The sequence below is a fragment of the Exiguobacterium sp. BRG2 genome, assembly GCF_031844245.1.
GTDB lineage: Bacteria > Bacillota > Bacilli > Exiguobacteriales > Exiguobacteriaceae > Exiguobacterium_A.
Window position 1 is genome coordinate 259,356 of sequence record NZ_JAUZUW010000001.1, and the last position, 14,617, is coordinate 273,972.

Annotated in this window: 14 protein-coding genes and 2 other annotated features; of the genes, 13 read left to right on the top strand and 1 reads right to left on the bottom strand. The window is 50.6% G+C overall.

The features are described 5' to 3' along the window. Positions 1 to 6 precede the first annotated feature (6 nt). The 13 genes from Q9R23_RS01340 (at position 7) to trpA (ending at position 13,874) form a co-directional block, all read left to right on the top strand. A complete protein-coding gene (locus tag Q9R23_RS01340; protein ID WP_023467593.1) occupies positions 7 to 1,131 on the top strand; it encodes a Leu/Phe/Val dehydrogenase in 1,125 nt (374 codons plus the stop codon). A gap of 16 nt (positions 1,132 to 1,147) precedes the next feature. Next, complete coding sequence (buk, locus tag Q9R23_RS01345; RefSeq protein WP_311246276.1) at positions 1,148 to 2,251, top strand: butyrate kinase; 1,104 nt, start codon at positions 1,148 to 1,150, stop codon at positions 2,249 to 2,251. Then, positions 2,221 to 3,642, top strand: coding sequence for a dihydrolipoyl dehydrogenase (gene lpdA / locus Q9R23_RS01350; protein ID WP_311246277.1), 1,422 nt, complete (start codon positions 2,221 to 2,223; stop codon positions 3,640 to 3,642). Before buk ends, lpdA begins: the two co-directional genes overlap by 31 nt. Before the next feature lie 13 nt (positions 3,643 to 3,655). Further along, positions 3,656 to 4,669: a thiamine pyrophosphate-dependent dehydrogenase E1 component subunit alpha gene (locus Q9R23_RS01355; RefSeq protein ID WP_311246278.1), complete on the top strand. Its 1,014-nt coding sequence runs from the start codon at positions 3,656 to 3,658 to the stop codon at positions 4,667 to 4,669. Then, positions 4,666 to 5,649, top strand: coding sequence for an alpha-ketoacid dehydrogenase subunit beta (locus Q9R23_RS01360; RefSeq protein WP_035409067.1), 984 nt, complete (start codon positions 4,666 to 4,668; stop codon positions 5,647 to 5,649). Before Q9R23_RS01355 ends, Q9R23_RS01360 begins: the two co-directional genes overlap by 4 nt. 14 nt (positions 5,650 to 5,663) lie before the next feature. Then, complete coding sequence (locus Q9R23_RS01365; RefSeq protein ID WP_311246279.1) at positions 5,664 to 6,932, top strand: dihydrolipoamide acetyltransferase family protein; 1,269 nt, start codon at positions 5,664 to 5,666, stop codon at positions 6,930 to 6,932. A 56-nt stretch (positions 6,933 to 6,988) separates the two neighbouring features. Further along, positions 6,989 to 7,240, top strand: a binding site (T-box leader). Positions 7,241 to 7,288: 48 nt separating this feature from the next. Further along, positions 7,289 to 7,538, top strand: a binding site (T-box leader). A 50-nt stretch (positions 7,539 to 7,588) separates the two neighbouring features. After that, a complete protein-coding gene (gene trpE / locus Q9R23_RS01370; RefSeq protein WP_311246280.1) occupies positions 7,589 to 8,983 on the top strand; it encodes an anthranilate synthase component I in 1,395 nt (464 codons plus the stop codon). Next, positions 8,980 to 9,546 (top strand): anthranilate synthase component II, encoded by a 567-nt coding sequence (locus Q9R23_RS01375; RefSeq protein ID WP_214855109.1) that lies wholly within the window; start codon positions 8,980 to 8,982, stop codon positions 9,544 to 9,546. Before trpE ends, Q9R23_RS01375 begins: the two co-directional genes overlap by 4 nt. 6 nt (positions 9,547 to 9,552) lie before the next feature. Then, entirely contained in the window at positions 9,553 to 10,569 is a 1,017-nt protein-coding gene (trpD, locus tag Q9R23_RS01380; protein WP_214855111.1) for an anthranilate phosphoribosyltransferase, read from the top strand. Beyond that, complete coding sequence (trpC, locus tag Q9R23_RS01385; protein ID WP_214855113.1) at positions 10,566 to 11,333, top strand: indole-3-glycerol phosphate synthase TrpC; 768 nt, start codon at positions 10,566 to 10,568, stop codon at positions 11,331 to 11,333. Before trpD ends, trpC begins: the two co-directional genes overlap by 4 nt. After that, on the top strand, positions 11,330 to 11,899 hold the full coding sequence (locus Q9R23_RS01390; RefSeq protein ID WP_311246281.1) for a phosphoribosylanthranilate isomerase: 570 nt from the start codon (positions 11,330 to 11,332) through the stop codon (positions 11,897 to 11,899). Before trpC ends, Q9R23_RS01390 begins: the two co-directional genes overlap by 4 nt. Continuing rightward, positions 11,896 to 13,092 (top strand): tryptophan synthase subunit beta, encoded by a 1,197-nt coding sequence (gene trpB / locus Q9R23_RS01395; protein WP_290754845.1) that lies wholly within the window; start codon positions 11,896 to 11,898, stop codon positions 13,090 to 13,092. The genes Q9R23_RS01390 and trpB overlap by 4 nt, the downstream gene beginning before the upstream one ends. Further along, a complete protein-coding gene (gene trpA, locus Q9R23_RS01400) occupies positions 13,092 to 13,874 on the top strand; it encodes a tryptophan synthase subunit alpha (protein ID WP_290754847.1) in 783 nt (260 codons plus the stop codon). The genes trpB and trpA overlap by 1 nt, the downstream gene beginning before the upstream one ends. Positions 13,875 to 14,134: 260 nt before the next feature. Here the strand turns inward: trpA and Q9R23_RS01405 are convergent, their stop codons facing one another. After that, the gene (locus Q9R23_RS01405; protein ID WP_311246374.1) at positions 14,135 to 14,605 is read right to left on the bottom strand and encodes a GNAT family N-acetyltransferase; all 471 of its coding nucleotides are present in this window, start codon (positions 14,603 to 14,605) and stop codon (positions 14,135 to 14,137) included. Positions 14,606 to 14,617: the final 12 nt, after the last annotated feature.

The following is a 14,617-nucleotide window of genomic DNA, read 5'->3' on the forward strand; positions in this document are numbered from 1 at the left end:
CTTAAAATGGTCGAAACAAATGTAGAATCACGCTTCAGTATCTTTGAAACAATGGAGATGGAAGATTATGAACAAGTTGTTTTTTGCCACGATAAAGTATCTGGATTAAAAGCAATCATCGCGATTCATGACACGACACTCGGACCGGCACTCGGTGGCCTTCGTATGTGGAATTATGCATCAGATGAAGAGGCATTGATTGATGCGCTTCGTTTATCAAAAGGGATGACGTATAAGAATGCAGCCGCTGGTTTGAACCTTGGTGGTGGCAAAGCTGTCATCATCGGCGATGCGAAGACACAAAAATCAGAAGCACTTTTCCGAGCATTCGGACGTTACGTCCAGTCACTGAACGGTCGTTATATTACAGCAGAAGATGTCAATACGACGGTTGCAGACATGGATTACATCCATATGGAGACGGACTTCGTCACTGGTGTCAGCCCAGCATTCGGATCAAGTGGTAACCCATCACCAGTTACGGCATACGGTGTCTACCGTGGTATGAAAGCAGCGGCAAAAGAAGTGTACGGAACAGATTCACTTGGTGGAAAAACGATTGCGATCCAAGGTGTCGGTAACGTAGCCTTCAATCTATGCCGTCATTTGCATGAAGAAGGGGCGAAACTGATCGTCACGGATATCAACCAAGAAGCACTGCAACGTGCAGAAGAAGCATTCGGTGCCTTGATCGTCGCACCAGAAGACATTTATAGCGTCGAAGCGGACATCTTTGCGCCATGTGCCCTCGGTGCGACATTAAACGACGAGACAATTCCACAATTGAAAGTCAAAATCATCGCTGGTGCGGCAAATAACCAACTTAAAGAAGACCGTCACGGTGACATGCTCGAAGAACGCGATATCTTATACGTACCAGACTTCGTCATCAATGCGGGTGGTGTCATCAACGTTGCCGATGAACTCGACGGATACAACCGTGATCGTGCCATGAAAAAAGTCGAACTCGTCTACGATGCGGTCACGAAAGTATTCGAAATCGCAAAACGCGATCATTTACCGACATATCGTGCTGCTGAGAAAATGGCAGAAGAGCGTATCGCAACGATGCGTAGTGCCCGCAGCCAATTCTTACGTCGTGATAAAAACATTCTAGGATCACGCGGCTGATCAGAGGAGGATATCCATGAGCGAACGTATTTTGACGATCAATCCCGGTTCGACTTCGACGAAGATCGGTATCTTCGAAGGAGCGAACCCGGTGTTCACGAAGACGTTACGCCATCCAGCGGAAGCGGTCAGAGGACCGCTTCCAGCGCAGCTGGAGATGCGTCGTCACGTAGTACTCGAAGTGTTAGCTGAAGAGCAGATTGATTTGAAAGCGCTTACTGCAGTCGTTGGGCGTGGTGGGTTACTCCGACCGCTTGTCAGCGGTACGTATGCGGTCAATAGAGAAATGCGAGAAGACTTACTCAGCGGTATTTTTGGCGTTCATGCATCGAACCTCGGTGGACTCATTGCGGATGAGATCGCTCGGACACTCGACATCCCATCATTCATCGTTGATCCGGTCGTCGTTGACGAACTAGAACCGATTGCGCGGATTACAGGCTTACCTGAACTTGAACGAAAAAGTATTTTCCATGCCTTGAATCAAAAAGCTGTTGCGAAACGGTACGCGAAGGAAATCGGACGTCCCTATGAGAAACTGCGCCTGATCATTGCACACATGGGTGGCGGCATTACAGTCGGCGTACACCATGAGGGGCGTGTCATCGATGTCAACAATGGCCTCGATGGAGAAGGACCGTTTTCGCCAGAACGAAGCGGGTCGCTACCTGTTGGTCAACTAGTAGAACTATGTTATAGTACCAAGTATAAACTTGAAGAGATGAAGCGTCTGGTCGTTGGATCAGGCGGACTTGTTGCGCACTTAGGTACGTTTGACGCGGTTGAGATCGAGCGCCGGATTGAAGAAGGCGATGAAAAAGCGGCATTGTTATATGACGCGATGGCGTACCGGATCGCGAAAGAAATCGCTGGTCAAAGTGCTGTCTTGTTCGGTCAGATCGACGCGATCATTCTAACAGGCGGACTTGCTTATAGTGATCGGTTGACGCGTGTGATCGAAGAACGCGTCTCCCACCTTGGTCAAGTCGTGCGTAGTCCTGGTGAAGATGAGTTGCAGGCGCTCGCAGAAGGAGTGTTGCGTGTCTTACGTGGGGAAGAGGAAGTTAAGGAATATGGAGGCGAACCAACATGGCTAGAGAATTCGACGTCGTTGTCCTAGGTGGCGGACCCGGTGGATATGTCGCCGCGATCCGTGCAGCACAAGCCGGGAAGTCGGTAGCAATCGTAGAACAAGGAAAATTAGGCGGGACATGCTTACATCGTGGCTGCATCCCCTCTAAAGCCTTTTTGAAATCAGCAGCAGTCTATCAGACGGTCAAACACGCTGCTACATATGGCGTGGACGTACCGGAATCGTTTTTACGGTTCGAACAGGTCAAACAACGGAAACAAGAGATCGTAGATGGATTAGAGGCAGGCATTCAGCACCTGATGAAAAAAGGAAAGATTGAAGTCTTTCATGGTCGGGGTTCGATTCTTGGACCAAGTATCTTTTCACCGATGCCCGGAACGATCAGCGTCGAGCCGGAAGAAGGCGAAGGCGAGTTGATCCTTCCGCGTCAATTGATCGTCGCGACAGGGTCACGTCCACGTCCATTGAACGGACTTGCTTTTGATTCAGAGTATGTCCTCAGTTCGGATGATGCGCTCGATATGGCAGATTTGCCAAAATCAATCGTCATCATCGGTGGCGGCGTCATCGGTGTCGAATGGGCATCGATGTTGACGGATTTTGACGTCGCAGTAACGGTCGTCGAATTCAGCGACCGGATTTTACCGACGGAAGATGCGGCAGTCAGTCGGGAAGTCGCTCGTCAATTGAAAAAGCGAGGCGTCAAGATTCATACGAGCGCAGCTGCACAAAGTGACACGTTCCGGATGTCAGAAGACGGTGTCTCGATCGCGATCGACCGTAACGGAGAACAAACGACGCTTGAAGCGGATAAGTTGCTTGTCGCCATCGGTCGAATGGCGAACGTCGAAGGCATCGGGATTGAAAACACGAATATCGTCGTCGAAAATGGCTTCATCCAAGTCGATGACCATTTCCGGACGAAGGATCAACATATCTATGCGATCGGCGATGTCATCGGTCGCTTGCAACTCGCGCACGTCGCGTCAGCAGAAGGCGTCAAAGCAGTCGAGGCGATCGTAAACGGAACGACGGCACCACTTGAATATGCGTTCGTACCACGTTGTATCTACAGCGTACCGGAAGCGGCATCGGTCGGTTTGACGGAAGACGAAGCAAAACGTACCGGAATGGACGTCAAGGTAGGAAGTTTCTCGTTCAATGGATTAGGGAAAGCGCGGATTGAAGGAGAAGCAGCAGGCTTCATCAAGCTCGTCTCCGATGCGAAGACAGATGATCTCGTCGGCGTTCACATCGTCGGACCAAAAGCAACGGAACTGATCAGTGAAGGTGGATTAGCGCTCGTACTCAATGCAACGGCATGGGAAGTCGGACAGCTCGTGCATCCGCACCCGGCCTTGTCAGAAGCATTCGGAGAAGCAGCACTTGCAGTCGACGGACTCGCGGTTCACGCCTAAGGAGGAATTACGGATGGAAAAGATAGAATTCAAAGAATTAGTAGAACTCGGATTAACGGAACAGGACGCGATTCAGATGTTCGAAACGATGGTCCGTGCGCGGAAGATCGATGAACGGATGTGGAAGTTGAACCGAGCAGGTAAAATTCCCTTCCTCGTCTCGTGTCAAGGACAAGAAGCGGCTCAAGTCGGTGCAGCGTTCGCACTCGAAAAAGGAACAGATTACATTTTGCCGTATTACCGTGATTTAGGTGTCGTCTTGCACTTCGGTCAAACGTCACGCGATATCATGCTATCGGCATTCGCCAAAGCAGAAGATCCGAACTCAGGTGGTCGCCAAATGCCAGGACACTACGGTTCACGTGCCTTGAACATCGTGACAGGTTCAAGTCCGGTTACGACGCAAGTCCCACATGCTGTTGGAATCGCACTGGCTGCGAAGATGCGTAAAGAGCCACTCGTTGCTTACGTCTCGTTCGGTGAAGGTTCTTCAAACCAAGGTGATTTCCATGAAGGAGCAAACTTCGCCGGAATTCATAAGCTTCCTGTCATCTTGTTCTGTGAAAACAATAAATACGCGATTTCGACACCTCTCTCGAAACAGCTGTCAGCGAAACACGTCGCTGACCGGGCGATCGGCTACGGAATGCCTGGTTATACGGTGGACGGCATCGATCCACTTGCTGTCTTCAAAGTCGTCAAAGAAGCACGCGAACGTGGATTACGGGGAGAAGGTCCAACCTTAATCGAAGTTGAAGTCGAACGTCTCGTGCCACACTCATCCGATGATGACGATAAATCATACCGTTCTGCTGAAGAACTCGATGCCTTAAAAGCACGTGACGGAATCAAACTCTTCCGTGCGCGTCTGATTGAAATGGGTGTCTTGACGGAAGAAACAGCGACTGAAATCGAACAAGCGATGGAGAAAGAAGTCGATGAAGCAACGGCGTATGCTGAAGCAGCGGCTTACGATGCACCAGAAAATGCATTACGTTACGTGTACGACGAGGAGGAAACGAAATGACGACGTTAAGTTTAATCGAAGCGATCAATAGTGCAATCAAAGAAGAGATGGAGCGCGACGAGTCCGTCTTCATCCTCGGCGAAGATGTCGGTGTCCGTGGTGGTGTTTTCCGGGCGACACAAGGGTTGCTTGAACAATTCGGAGAAGAACGTGTCATCGATGCACCACTCGCTGAGAGTGCGATTGCTGGTGTCGGAATCGGAGCTGCGATGTACGGTATGCGTCCAATTGCTGAAATGCAATTCGCTGATTTCATCATGCCAGCGGTCAACCAAATCGTCAGTGAAGCAGCAAAGATTCGATACCGTTCGAACAATGACTGGACGTGTCCGATCGTCATCCGCGCACCGTTCGGTGGTGGTATTCACGGGGCGCTCTATCATTCCCAATCTGTCGAGGCGATGTTCAACTCGACGCCAGGTCTGAAGATCGTCATCCCGTCTAATCCATACGATGCGAAAGGATTGCTAAAGGCAGCGATTCGTTCGAATGACCCGGTCTTGTTCTTCGAGCATAAACGGGGCTATCGTCTATTGAAGGGAGATGTCCCTGAAGGCGATTATACGGTTGAAATCGGTAAAGCAGACGTTAAGCGTGAGGGCGAAGACGTGACGATTATTACCTACGGACTGTGTGTCCATATGGCACTCGAGGCGGCAATACGTCTTGAAAAAGACGGAATCGATGTTCACATCCTTGACTTGCGTACTGTTTATCCAATCGACCGCGAAGCAGTCGTCGAAGCAGCGAAAAAGACGGGGAAAGTCTTGCTCGTCACGGAAGATAATAAAGAAGGTAGCGTCATGAGTGAAGTATCGGCGATCATTGCAGAAGAAGCCTTGTTCGATCTTGATGCACCAATCGAACGACTCTGTGGTCCAGACGTACCAGCGATGCCATACGCTCCGACGATGGAGAAGTTCTTCAACATCTCAAGTGAGAAAATTGAAGATAAAATCCGGACGTTACACGCATACTAAGGGGGAACTGACCGATGAAGACTGAAACACTTACGATGCCACAACTCGGGGAAAGCGTTACTGAAGGAACGATTTCGATGTGGCTGGTCAAACCAGGTGACACTGTCAAAAAATATGATCCGATTGCAGAAGTCATTACTGATAAAGTAACGGCAGAAGTCCCATCTTCGTTTGATGGTGTGATCGAAAAACTTCTTGCAGAAGAAGGCGATACGTTGCAAGTCGGTGACGCAATCGTCACGATGCAAGTCAACGGGGGATCAACGGAAGTCGCTGCGACTGAACAAGAAGTACCGGCTGTCGAAGAGACGACGACGGCTGATACTTCGATGAAAAAGCGCTATTCACCAGCAGTCTTGAAACTATCGGGTGAGCATGGCATCGATCTCGAACAAGTGACGGGTACAGGAGCCGGCGGGCGGATTACTCGGAAAGATTTGTTGAAACTGATTGAGTCCGGCGCTGTTCCTACACCACAAACAACTGAACCAAAACCGGAAGCGAAAATGGCTCCGGTAGCGCCTCCAACAGAAGCGCCATCCGCACCAAAACGTCCGGTCAGCGCACCACAAGCGACGGAAACAGGCGACATCGAGATTCCAACTGCCGGCGTACGTCAAGCAATCGCTTCGAACATGGTTCGCGCGAAACACGAAGCGCCACATGCCTGGTTGATGATTGAAGTCGATGTCACGAACTTGGTCGAAGCACGTAATCGTCATAAAGATGCGTTCTTCAAACAAGAAGGGGTCAAATTGACGTTCTTGCCGTTCTTCATGAAGGCGACGGTCGAAGGATTGAAGAAACATCCGATCATGAACTCGACATGGGCGGGAGATAAGATCATTCAAAAGAAAGCGATCAATCTATCACTTGCTGTCGCGACACAGGACGCTCTGTTCGTACCAGTTGTCAAGAATGCGGATGAACTAAGCATCAAAGGGACCGCACGCGCGATTGATGACTTCGGGAAACGGGCACAAGCCGGCACGTTGTCGTCTGCAGAGATGCAGGGCGGGACGTTTACGGTCAACAATACGGGCTCATTCGGTTCAATCCAATCAGCACCGATCCTTAACTTCCCGCAAGCGGCGATTCTATCTGTTGAATCAATCGTCAAACGTCCAGTTTGGGTGAACGGCATGTTCGCAGCACGTGACATGGTCAACCTCTGTATGTCGATTGACCATCGGGTACTCGACGGACTCGTCGCCGGACAGTTCCTACAAACTGTCAAACAAGCGCTCGAATCCATCGATCCAAACCAACTTTCCTTATACTGAGATTTTTCAATTGACAGGGAAGTAGAAGCATCGTAATATAAGAAACAATTCAACATACGATAGCAAAGACGAAGAGAAGTAACTTGTGAAACGATTCAAGAGAGCTGATGGGTGGTGTGAATCAGTATCGGGTAACAAGCGAATGGCCTTCTGAGCTTCAGACCGAATCCTTTAAGTGGGTAGTAGGCTCTGACGGGTTCCTCCCGTTATTGGGGTCGACGAATCAGGACAATGGTCCGGTTCGTTTCAAAGGGGACGATGTCAGCATCGTCAACGAAGGTGGTACCGCGGGTCTTCCCGTCCTTCATGTTCTACATGAATGGGCGAGAAGACCCTTTTCGTATACAATCGAATCGAATAAATCGGAGAGTGAGTTAAGTAGCGAGGCAACATCGGCGTTTCAGAGAGCGGAAGAATGGTGCGACTTCCGTACGGCGAGGTTTCGTGAATGGTCTCATGAGAGCGTGGCTGAACGAAGAAGTAGGTCACGACGGATGCCCCCGTTATCGTAGGCTATGATGTCTCTTATTTAGACGCATCAGACAGAGTGGGAACGGTCGAACCGTTCCAATCGAGAGGTGGCACCGCGAGATCATCGTCCTCCATACAGCATATGCTGTGTGGAGGACTTTTTTTATTCCAGGAGGCGAACAGAGATGGTTCAGACAGACACACTTATCATCGAACAACTTGAACTAAACGGCGACGAGATGACGCCGATCATGATTTTCCAACAACTGAGTGGAACACAGAAATGTTTACTTGAAAGTTCAGCGCATACGGATCATGGACGGTATTCGATCATCGGTGTCGATCCGGTGGAAATGATCCGCGCAGAAGGACGAACCGTGACACGGGAACAGTTGAAGACAGGTCGATTGACACAAGAAACAGGTGATCCAGTACGACTGATGCAACAGTTGATCCTCCGGGAGGGCGTCAAAGAAGATCTTCCGTTTTTATCAGGCGGAATCGGATATGTCGGTTACGATATGATGCGGGCGTATGAGACACTCGGAGCGATTCCGGAACGAACGCGCCAACTACCGGACGCGCTACTCGCCGTCTACGACCAAATCATCCTGTTTGATCATCTCGAACATCGTGTTCATTTGATTCAAACGTCACTTGGCGGCATCACTGATCGTGACGTCCTTCGTCAACGTTTAGCAGAACGAAAAGCGCAACTCGAACAATCGCGAGAGCGAACAGACATCGAGCGTCCACTCCGGGATGTCGTCTATGAACCGTTGATGGATCAAGAGACGTTTGAAGGACTCGTTGAGCAAGCGAAGACACATATTCGCCAAGGAGACGTCTTCCAACTGGTTCTTTCGCAACGCCTCGATGCGACGTTTACGGGTGACCCATTCCAGTTTTACCGGAAGCTCCGCAAGGATAATCCGAGTCCCTATCTCTTTTATATCGACTTAGGCGAAGCAATCATACTTGGGGCCTCCCCGGAAAGTTTGGTCCAAGTCAAAGGGGATCGAGTGACGACGAATCCGATTGCCGGCACACGTCGCCGGGGAAAGACGACAGAGGAAGATGAACGGCTAGCAGAAGAGTTGCTTCACGATGAAAAGGAACGGGCAGAGCACCGGATGCTCGTCGATCTTGGACGCAACGACTTAGGACGGATTTGTCAGATTGGTACCGTCGAAGTGACACGCTTCATGCAAATCGAACGATTCAAGAACGTCATGCACCTCGTCTCCGTCGTTGAAGGGACGTTAGCAGACGGGAAGACTGGAGCAGACGCACTTGTCTCTTGTCTACCGGCTGGGACGGTCACAGGAGCTCCGAAAATTCGAGCGATGCAGTTGATTGACCAGTACGAACAGGTCAAACGAGAAGTATACGCTGGAGCTGTTGGCTATTTCGACATTCGGGGGAATATGGATTTTGCTCTCGCTATCCGGACGATGGTGATCAAGGATGGTGTCGCTTCTGTTCAAGCAGGGGCTGGTATCGTCTACGACTCGATTCCACGACTTGAGTACCAGGAGACGTTACACAAAGCGAAATCACTACTGGAGGTTTGGAAATGATCGTCCTAATTGATAATTATGATTCCTTTACCTATAACCTATACCAATACGCATCCGTTTATACGGACGTTCACGTCATTCGAAACGATGCGGTCAGCATCGAAGAACTACGCGAGATGAAACCGGACGGTATCATCCTCTCACCCGGTCCTGGCCGTCCGGCTGACGCTGGCATCTGCATCGATCTGATTCGTCAATTCTCGGGGCAAGTACCGATTCTCGGTGTCTGTCTCGGACATCAGGCAATCGGAGAAGCATTCGGGGGACGCGTCGTCGAAGCACCAGTCATCATGCACGGGAAGACATCGATGATTCGACAATCGGGACAACTCTTCGACGACATGACGGAAACGTTAGAGGTCATGCGCTATCATTCGCTGATCGTCGCTCGAAACGACTTACCGACGAAGCTCGTCATCACAGCAGAAACGGATGACCGGACGATCATGGCGCTCGAGCACAAGACACATCCGACATTCGGAATCCAGTTCCATCCTGAATCCGTCGGAACACCACAAGGACAGCAGATGATTAAACGATTCATTGAATTGACGAAGGAGTGACGAACGATGAAAGAGACGTTATTGAAATTAGCAGAAGCGAAACATTTACGATATGAAGAGATGCAACAGGCAGCACGCGAACTGTTTGCCGAAGATGTTACTGATAGCGAAATTGCCGCCTTTCTCGTTGCTCTGAAAGCAAAAGGAGAGACAGCAGAAGAGCTAGCCGGTCTCGCTTCGATCATGCGCGAAGTCGCGCTCGACATTCCAGTCACCGGTGATTTCATGGATAACTGCGGTACAGGAGGCGACGGCTCGCAATCGTTCAACATCAGTACGACAGCCGCTTTCGTTCTAGCCGGTGCCGGCATGAAAGTCGCGAAGCACGGGAACCGGAGTGTCTCAAGTAAGACGGGTAGCGCTGATGTACTTGAAGCACTCGGGGTTTCACTCGATGCAACACCGGAACACTTAGTAGAGCAACTCGAGACGAACGGAATCGCCTTCTTGTTTGCACAACGGATGCATCCGCGTGTCAAGCAAATCATGAAGGTCCGACGTGATTTACGGATTCCGACGATCTTTAACTTGATTGGTCCGTTGACGAATCCGGTCCCGCTCAAGACACAACTATTAGGAATTTACCGGGAGGATATGCTCGAGACGATGGCGTTGACACTGCACCGACTCGGACGAAAGCGGGCGATCGTCTTGCACGGTGCGAATGGAATGGATGAAGCGTCTCTTGCCGGAACGAACCAACTCGTCTTACTCGACGAAGGTGAACTGATCCGCTTCAGTCTTCATCCGGAGGAAGTCGGACTGAAGACCGCACCGCTTGAAGCGATCCGCGGTGGAAGTGCACAAGAGAATGCGGCGATTTTACTGCAAGTCCTGAGTGGAGAGAATGGTGCTTATCGCGACACCGTTCTACTGAACGCTGGGATCGCTCTCTTTGCAGCAAATCGGGTGAAGACGATCGAAGAAGGGATCGCCTTAGCAGCAGATAGCATCGATTCAGGACGGGCGATGGAACGATTGAACCAATTACGACAAATGACACGGGAGGAAGCAATCGGATGAATATCTTAGATCGCATCATCGAAACGAAACGAGCAGAAGTCCTGCAATTAAAATTAACTGGTGTCGAACGGATTGATCGGGAGGCATTGAAGCCGTCGATCAAGCAACGACTAGCCGGAGCGGATTTATCCGTCATCGCGGAAATCAAACGAGCTTCGCCATCAAAAGGTGCCATCGCACTCGACGTCGACGTCATCGCTCAGGCCAAACAATATGAAGCGAGTGGGGCGACCGTCATCTCTGTCTTGACGGACGAGACGTACTTCAAAGGATCGATGGACGATTTAGCGGCAGTCGCTGCAGCAGTCAACATCCCTGTCCTCTGTAAGGATTTCATGATTGACCGGATTCAGATTGACCAGGCAAAATCACATGGCGCACAGTTGATTCTCTTGATCGTTGCGGCCCTCGAGCAGGAGACGCTTGCTGACTTGTATGCGTATGCTTACGCAGAAGGACTTGAGGTCTTAGTCGAAGTCCATGACGAAGAGGAATTACGCCGGGCAGAGGCGATCGGTGCACAAATCATTGGCATCAATAACCGGAACTTGAAGAAGTTCGAAGTCGATTTACAGACATCGGTCGGATTACTAGAACAGAAACAACCGGACGTCCGGTATATCAGTGAGAGTGGTATCAAGACGGTCGAGGAAGCACAGCGATTACACGCTGCCGGTGCAGACGGGATCCTCGTCGGTGAGACATTGATGCGAGCAGACGATCCACAAGTCTTCATCCGAGAAGTGAGTGGCGTTCGCGTATGACACGGATTAAGTTCTGTGGTCTCCGGGAAGGAGAACATGTCGAAGCGGCAGTTCGCTTAGCGGACTACATCGGCTTCGTCTTTGCTAAAAGCAAACGACAGGTCACGCTAGAAGAGGCGGCGCGTCTTAGACGCGACATTCCGAGTACGGTCCAGGTCGTCGGTGTCTTCGTCTCCCCGACTAATCAACAGGTCGTCGACGCGGTCGAGCAAGTCGCGCTAGATCTCGTTCAAATTCACGGGATCATCCCGGATGGCAAGCTACCGGTTCCCGTCATTCAAGCGATTCCCGTGACGGACATCACGGAAGTAGAGCAACAGACGGAGTACGTGCTCGTCGACGCACCGGTTGCTGGAAGTGGCGAGGCATTCGACTGGTCACGAGACATTCAAGCCGATCGTCCATTGTTCATTGCCGGTGGCTTGACAGCTGAAAATGTAGGAGAAGCAATCAAACGATATCACCCGTTCGCCGTCGATGTCTCAAGTGGCATCGAAACGGATGGACAGAAAGATTCCATCAAAATGCAGGCATTCGCAGATGCCGTAAAGGAGAGAGAAGCATGAGCTACGCACAACCGGATACATTAGGGCAATATGGTAAATACGGAGGACGCTACATCCCGGAAACATTGATGCACGCGGTGATTGAACTCGAAGAAGCTTATGCAATAGTAAAAGAGGATCCAACATTTCAAGCGCGGATGGACGAATTGCTGAAAGAATACGTCGGACGTGAGACACCACTTTATTTTGCTGAACATTTGACGCAAACGATCGGTGGCGCAAAGATCTACTTGAAACGAGAAGACTTGAACCATACCGGTGCCCACAAAATCAACAATACGATTGGTCAGGCGTTACTGGCTGAACGGATGGGGAAACGAAAAATCGTTGCTGAGACAGGGGCAGGGCAACACGGTGTCGCAACAGCAACGGTCTGTGCCTTGCTCGACCTCGAGTGTGTCATCTTCATGGGCGAAGAGGACGTCCGTCGTCAAGAGTTGAACGTCTTTCGGATGGAGTTACTTGGAGCAACCGTCATCCCGGTCACACAAGGGAGTCGGACACTCAAAGATGCCGTCAATGAAGCACTCCGTTACTGGGTCAAACATGTCGAAGACACGCATTACTTGATGGGTTCTGTTCTCGGACCACACCCATTCCCGCAACTCGTCCGTGATTTCCAAGCAGTCATCGGAAAAGAGACACGACGTCAAATCATCGAAAAAGAGGGGCGTCTGCCGAAAGCGATCGTCGCTTGTGTCGGCGGCGGCAGTAATGCGATCGGCATGTTCCATCCGTTCATCGATGATACGGACGTAAAATTGTACGGCATTGAAGCAGCGGGAAGTGGTGTTGAGACGGATCAACACGCAGCGACGATGACAAAAGGAGAGGTCGGTGTCTTGCACGGCTCGATGATGTATCTCTTACAGGATGCCCATGGTCAAGTACAAGAAGCGCACTCGATCTCAGCAGGACTTGACTATCCGGGCGTCGGACCCGAGCATAGTTTGCTCAAAGATATCGGTCGTGTTCAGTATGAAGCGGTGACCGACGAACAAGCACTCGAAGCACTACAGCTGTTGAGCCGCAAGGAGGGAATCATCCCGGCACTCGAGTCGGCACACGCGATTGCCTATGCGACACAACTCGCTGCAGAGATGGACAAGGAAGAGATTCTCGTTATCTGCTTATCAGGACGTGGCGATAAAGATGTCGTTACTGTCAGAAACGCACTAAAGGGGGAAGCATGATGCGATTAGAAACAGCGATTCGTAGCGTTACAAGTAAGGGCGAAAAAGCCTTCATCCCGTACGTCATGGGGGGAGATGGAGGGATTGATCGCCTTCCGGAAATCTTAGCGTTTCTCGCTGAATCCGGAGCGACAGCGATTGAAGTCGGCGTACCGTTTTCGGATCCCGTTGCTGACGGTCCAGTCATTCAAGAAGCGGGACTCCGAGCGCTAGAAGCGAACGTCGGACTGAAGGATGTTCTTGAGGCGGTTCGCGTTGCCCATCAGACCGTCGATGTTCCTGTCGTTTTGATGACGTACTTGAATCCGATTTTCCGCTACGGATTAACGGCGTTTCTTGCTACATGTCGCGAAGTCGGGGTTGACGGATTGATCATTCCTGATTTACCACTTGAACAGAGCGAACAGTTCTTCGAACAAGAGGACAAGTCGGATATCGCGCTCGTTCAACTCGTCTCCTTGACGAGTCCAATGGAACGGATTCAAAAGATTGCCGATAAAAGCGAAGGATTCCTTTATGCGGTTACGGTCAATGGGACAACAGGCGGACAGACGACGTTTGATAAGACACTTGAAGAACATTTAGCAAATGTCGCAGCCCATAGTCCGGTACCGGTACTTGCCGGTTTCGGAATCAGTACACCGGAACACGTCAAACAATTAAGCCGCCCAGTCTCGGGGGTCATCGTCGGCAGTAAGATCGTCGACTTACTCCATCAGAACGATCGAGAAACGATTCAACAGTTGATGGCAGCACGTCTTGCGGCGACGCCGTCACATTAATAAAAAGGGGCTGTCTCAAAAGTCAGTTTCTACAAACATAAGGGTGGCAGAATGATGATCTGCCACCCGTATCTCTAAAAAAAGAATGACGCGTCACACGCCACTCCTACAGGAAAAAGCGCATTATGCGCTGTCAGAGACAAACAAGACCCGCTTTCCTGCTTGAATGAAGCAGGAAAACTGGCTTGTGTCTCGTCTGATGAAAGGGCGTGAAAAGACGCGTCATTCTTTTTTGAGTCAGCCCCTTTTTCGTATAGATGTCACTTTTGAACGAGTGACTTCTGCGAGTTCGTATACAGCGGTTCAAATCCGAGTTCTTCATAAAACGTTGCGGCCCGGTCGTTGACCGTCCAAACGTTTAAGCGAACAGCATCGACCTTTCGTTCGAGTGCGAGTTCTTCTGCCACCTGCATCAACTGGCGACCGATTCCTGATGAACGATGGGAAAAGGTGACACCGACGTCAGTGATGTTCAAGATACGAATGGGCGTAAATCGATCGGATGCTGGCGCCGTCCACTTGCCAAACAAGTAACCAATGAGTGTTTCTCCATCGAGCGCTGTCAGACAGAGGTGTTGTTCTGCTTCTATCATCTGACTTAAAGACTCTAGCGTGTATGGTGTCGTTACATCTGGGTGAAAGTGAGGCGACAACCGCTTGTGATGCGCGAATGTTTCTGCCGTCAGTGTAAGCAGGGCAGGGAGGTCTGAAGTACAGCTAGTGCGGATCATCAAGAAGCGATC

Excerpts from the sequence above, each read along its gene's own strand:
- Q9R23_RS01390 (WP_311246281.1), top strand. The coding sequence starts at position 11,330 with ATGACACGGATTAAGTTCTGTGGTCTCCGGGAAGGAGAACATGTCGAA.
- Q9R23_RS01355 (WP_311246278.1), top strand. The coding sequence starts at position 3,656 with ATGGAAAAGATAGAATTCAAAGAATTAGTAGAACTCGGATTAACGGAA.
- Q9R23_RS01340 (WP_023467593.1), top strand. The coding sequence starts at position 7 with ATGGTCGAAACAAATGTAGAATCACGCTTCAGTATCTTTGAAACAATG.
- trpA (WP_290754847.1), top strand. The coding sequence starts at position 13,092 with ATGCGATTAGAAACAGCGATTCGTAGCGTTACAAGTAAGGGCGAAAAA.
- trpB (WP_290754845.1), top strand. The coding sequence starts at position 11,896 with ATGAGCTACGCACAACCGGATACATTAGGGCAATATGGTAAATACGGA.
- buk (WP_311246276.1), top strand. The coding sequence starts at position 1,148 with ATGAGCGAACGTATTTTGACGATCAATCCCGGTTCGACTTCGACGAAG.
- Q9R23_RS01405 (WP_311246374.1), bottom strand. The coding sequence starts at position 14,605 with ATGATCCGCACTAGCTGTACTTCAGACCTCCCTGCCCTGCTTACACTG.
- Q9R23_RS01375 (WP_214855109.1), top strand. The coding sequence starts at position 8,980 with ATGATCGTCCTAATTGATAATTATGATTCCTTTACCTATAACCTATAC.
- trpD (WP_214855111.1), top strand. The coding sequence starts at position 9,553 with ATGAAAGAGACGTTATTGAAATTAGCAGAAGCGAAACATTTACGATAT.
- Q9R23_RS01365 (WP_311246279.1), top strand. The coding sequence starts at position 5,664 with ATGAAGACTGAAACACTTACGATGCCACAACTCGGGGAAAGCGTTACT.
- trpC (WP_214855113.1), top strand. The coding sequence starts at position 10,566 with ATGAATATCTTAGATCGCATCATCGAAACGAAACGAGCAGAAGTCCTG.
- lpdA (WP_311246277.1), top strand. The coding sequence starts at position 2,221 with ATGGCTAGAGAATTCGACGTCGTTGTCCTAGGTGGCGGACCCGGTGGA.
- Q9R23_RS01360 (WP_035409067.1), top strand. The coding sequence starts at position 4,666 with ATGACGACGTTAAGTTTAATCGAAGCGATCAATAGTGCAATCAAAGAA.
- trpE (WP_311246280.1), top strand. The coding sequence starts at position 7,589 with ATGGTTCAGACAGACACACTTATCATCGAACAACTTGAACTAAACGGC.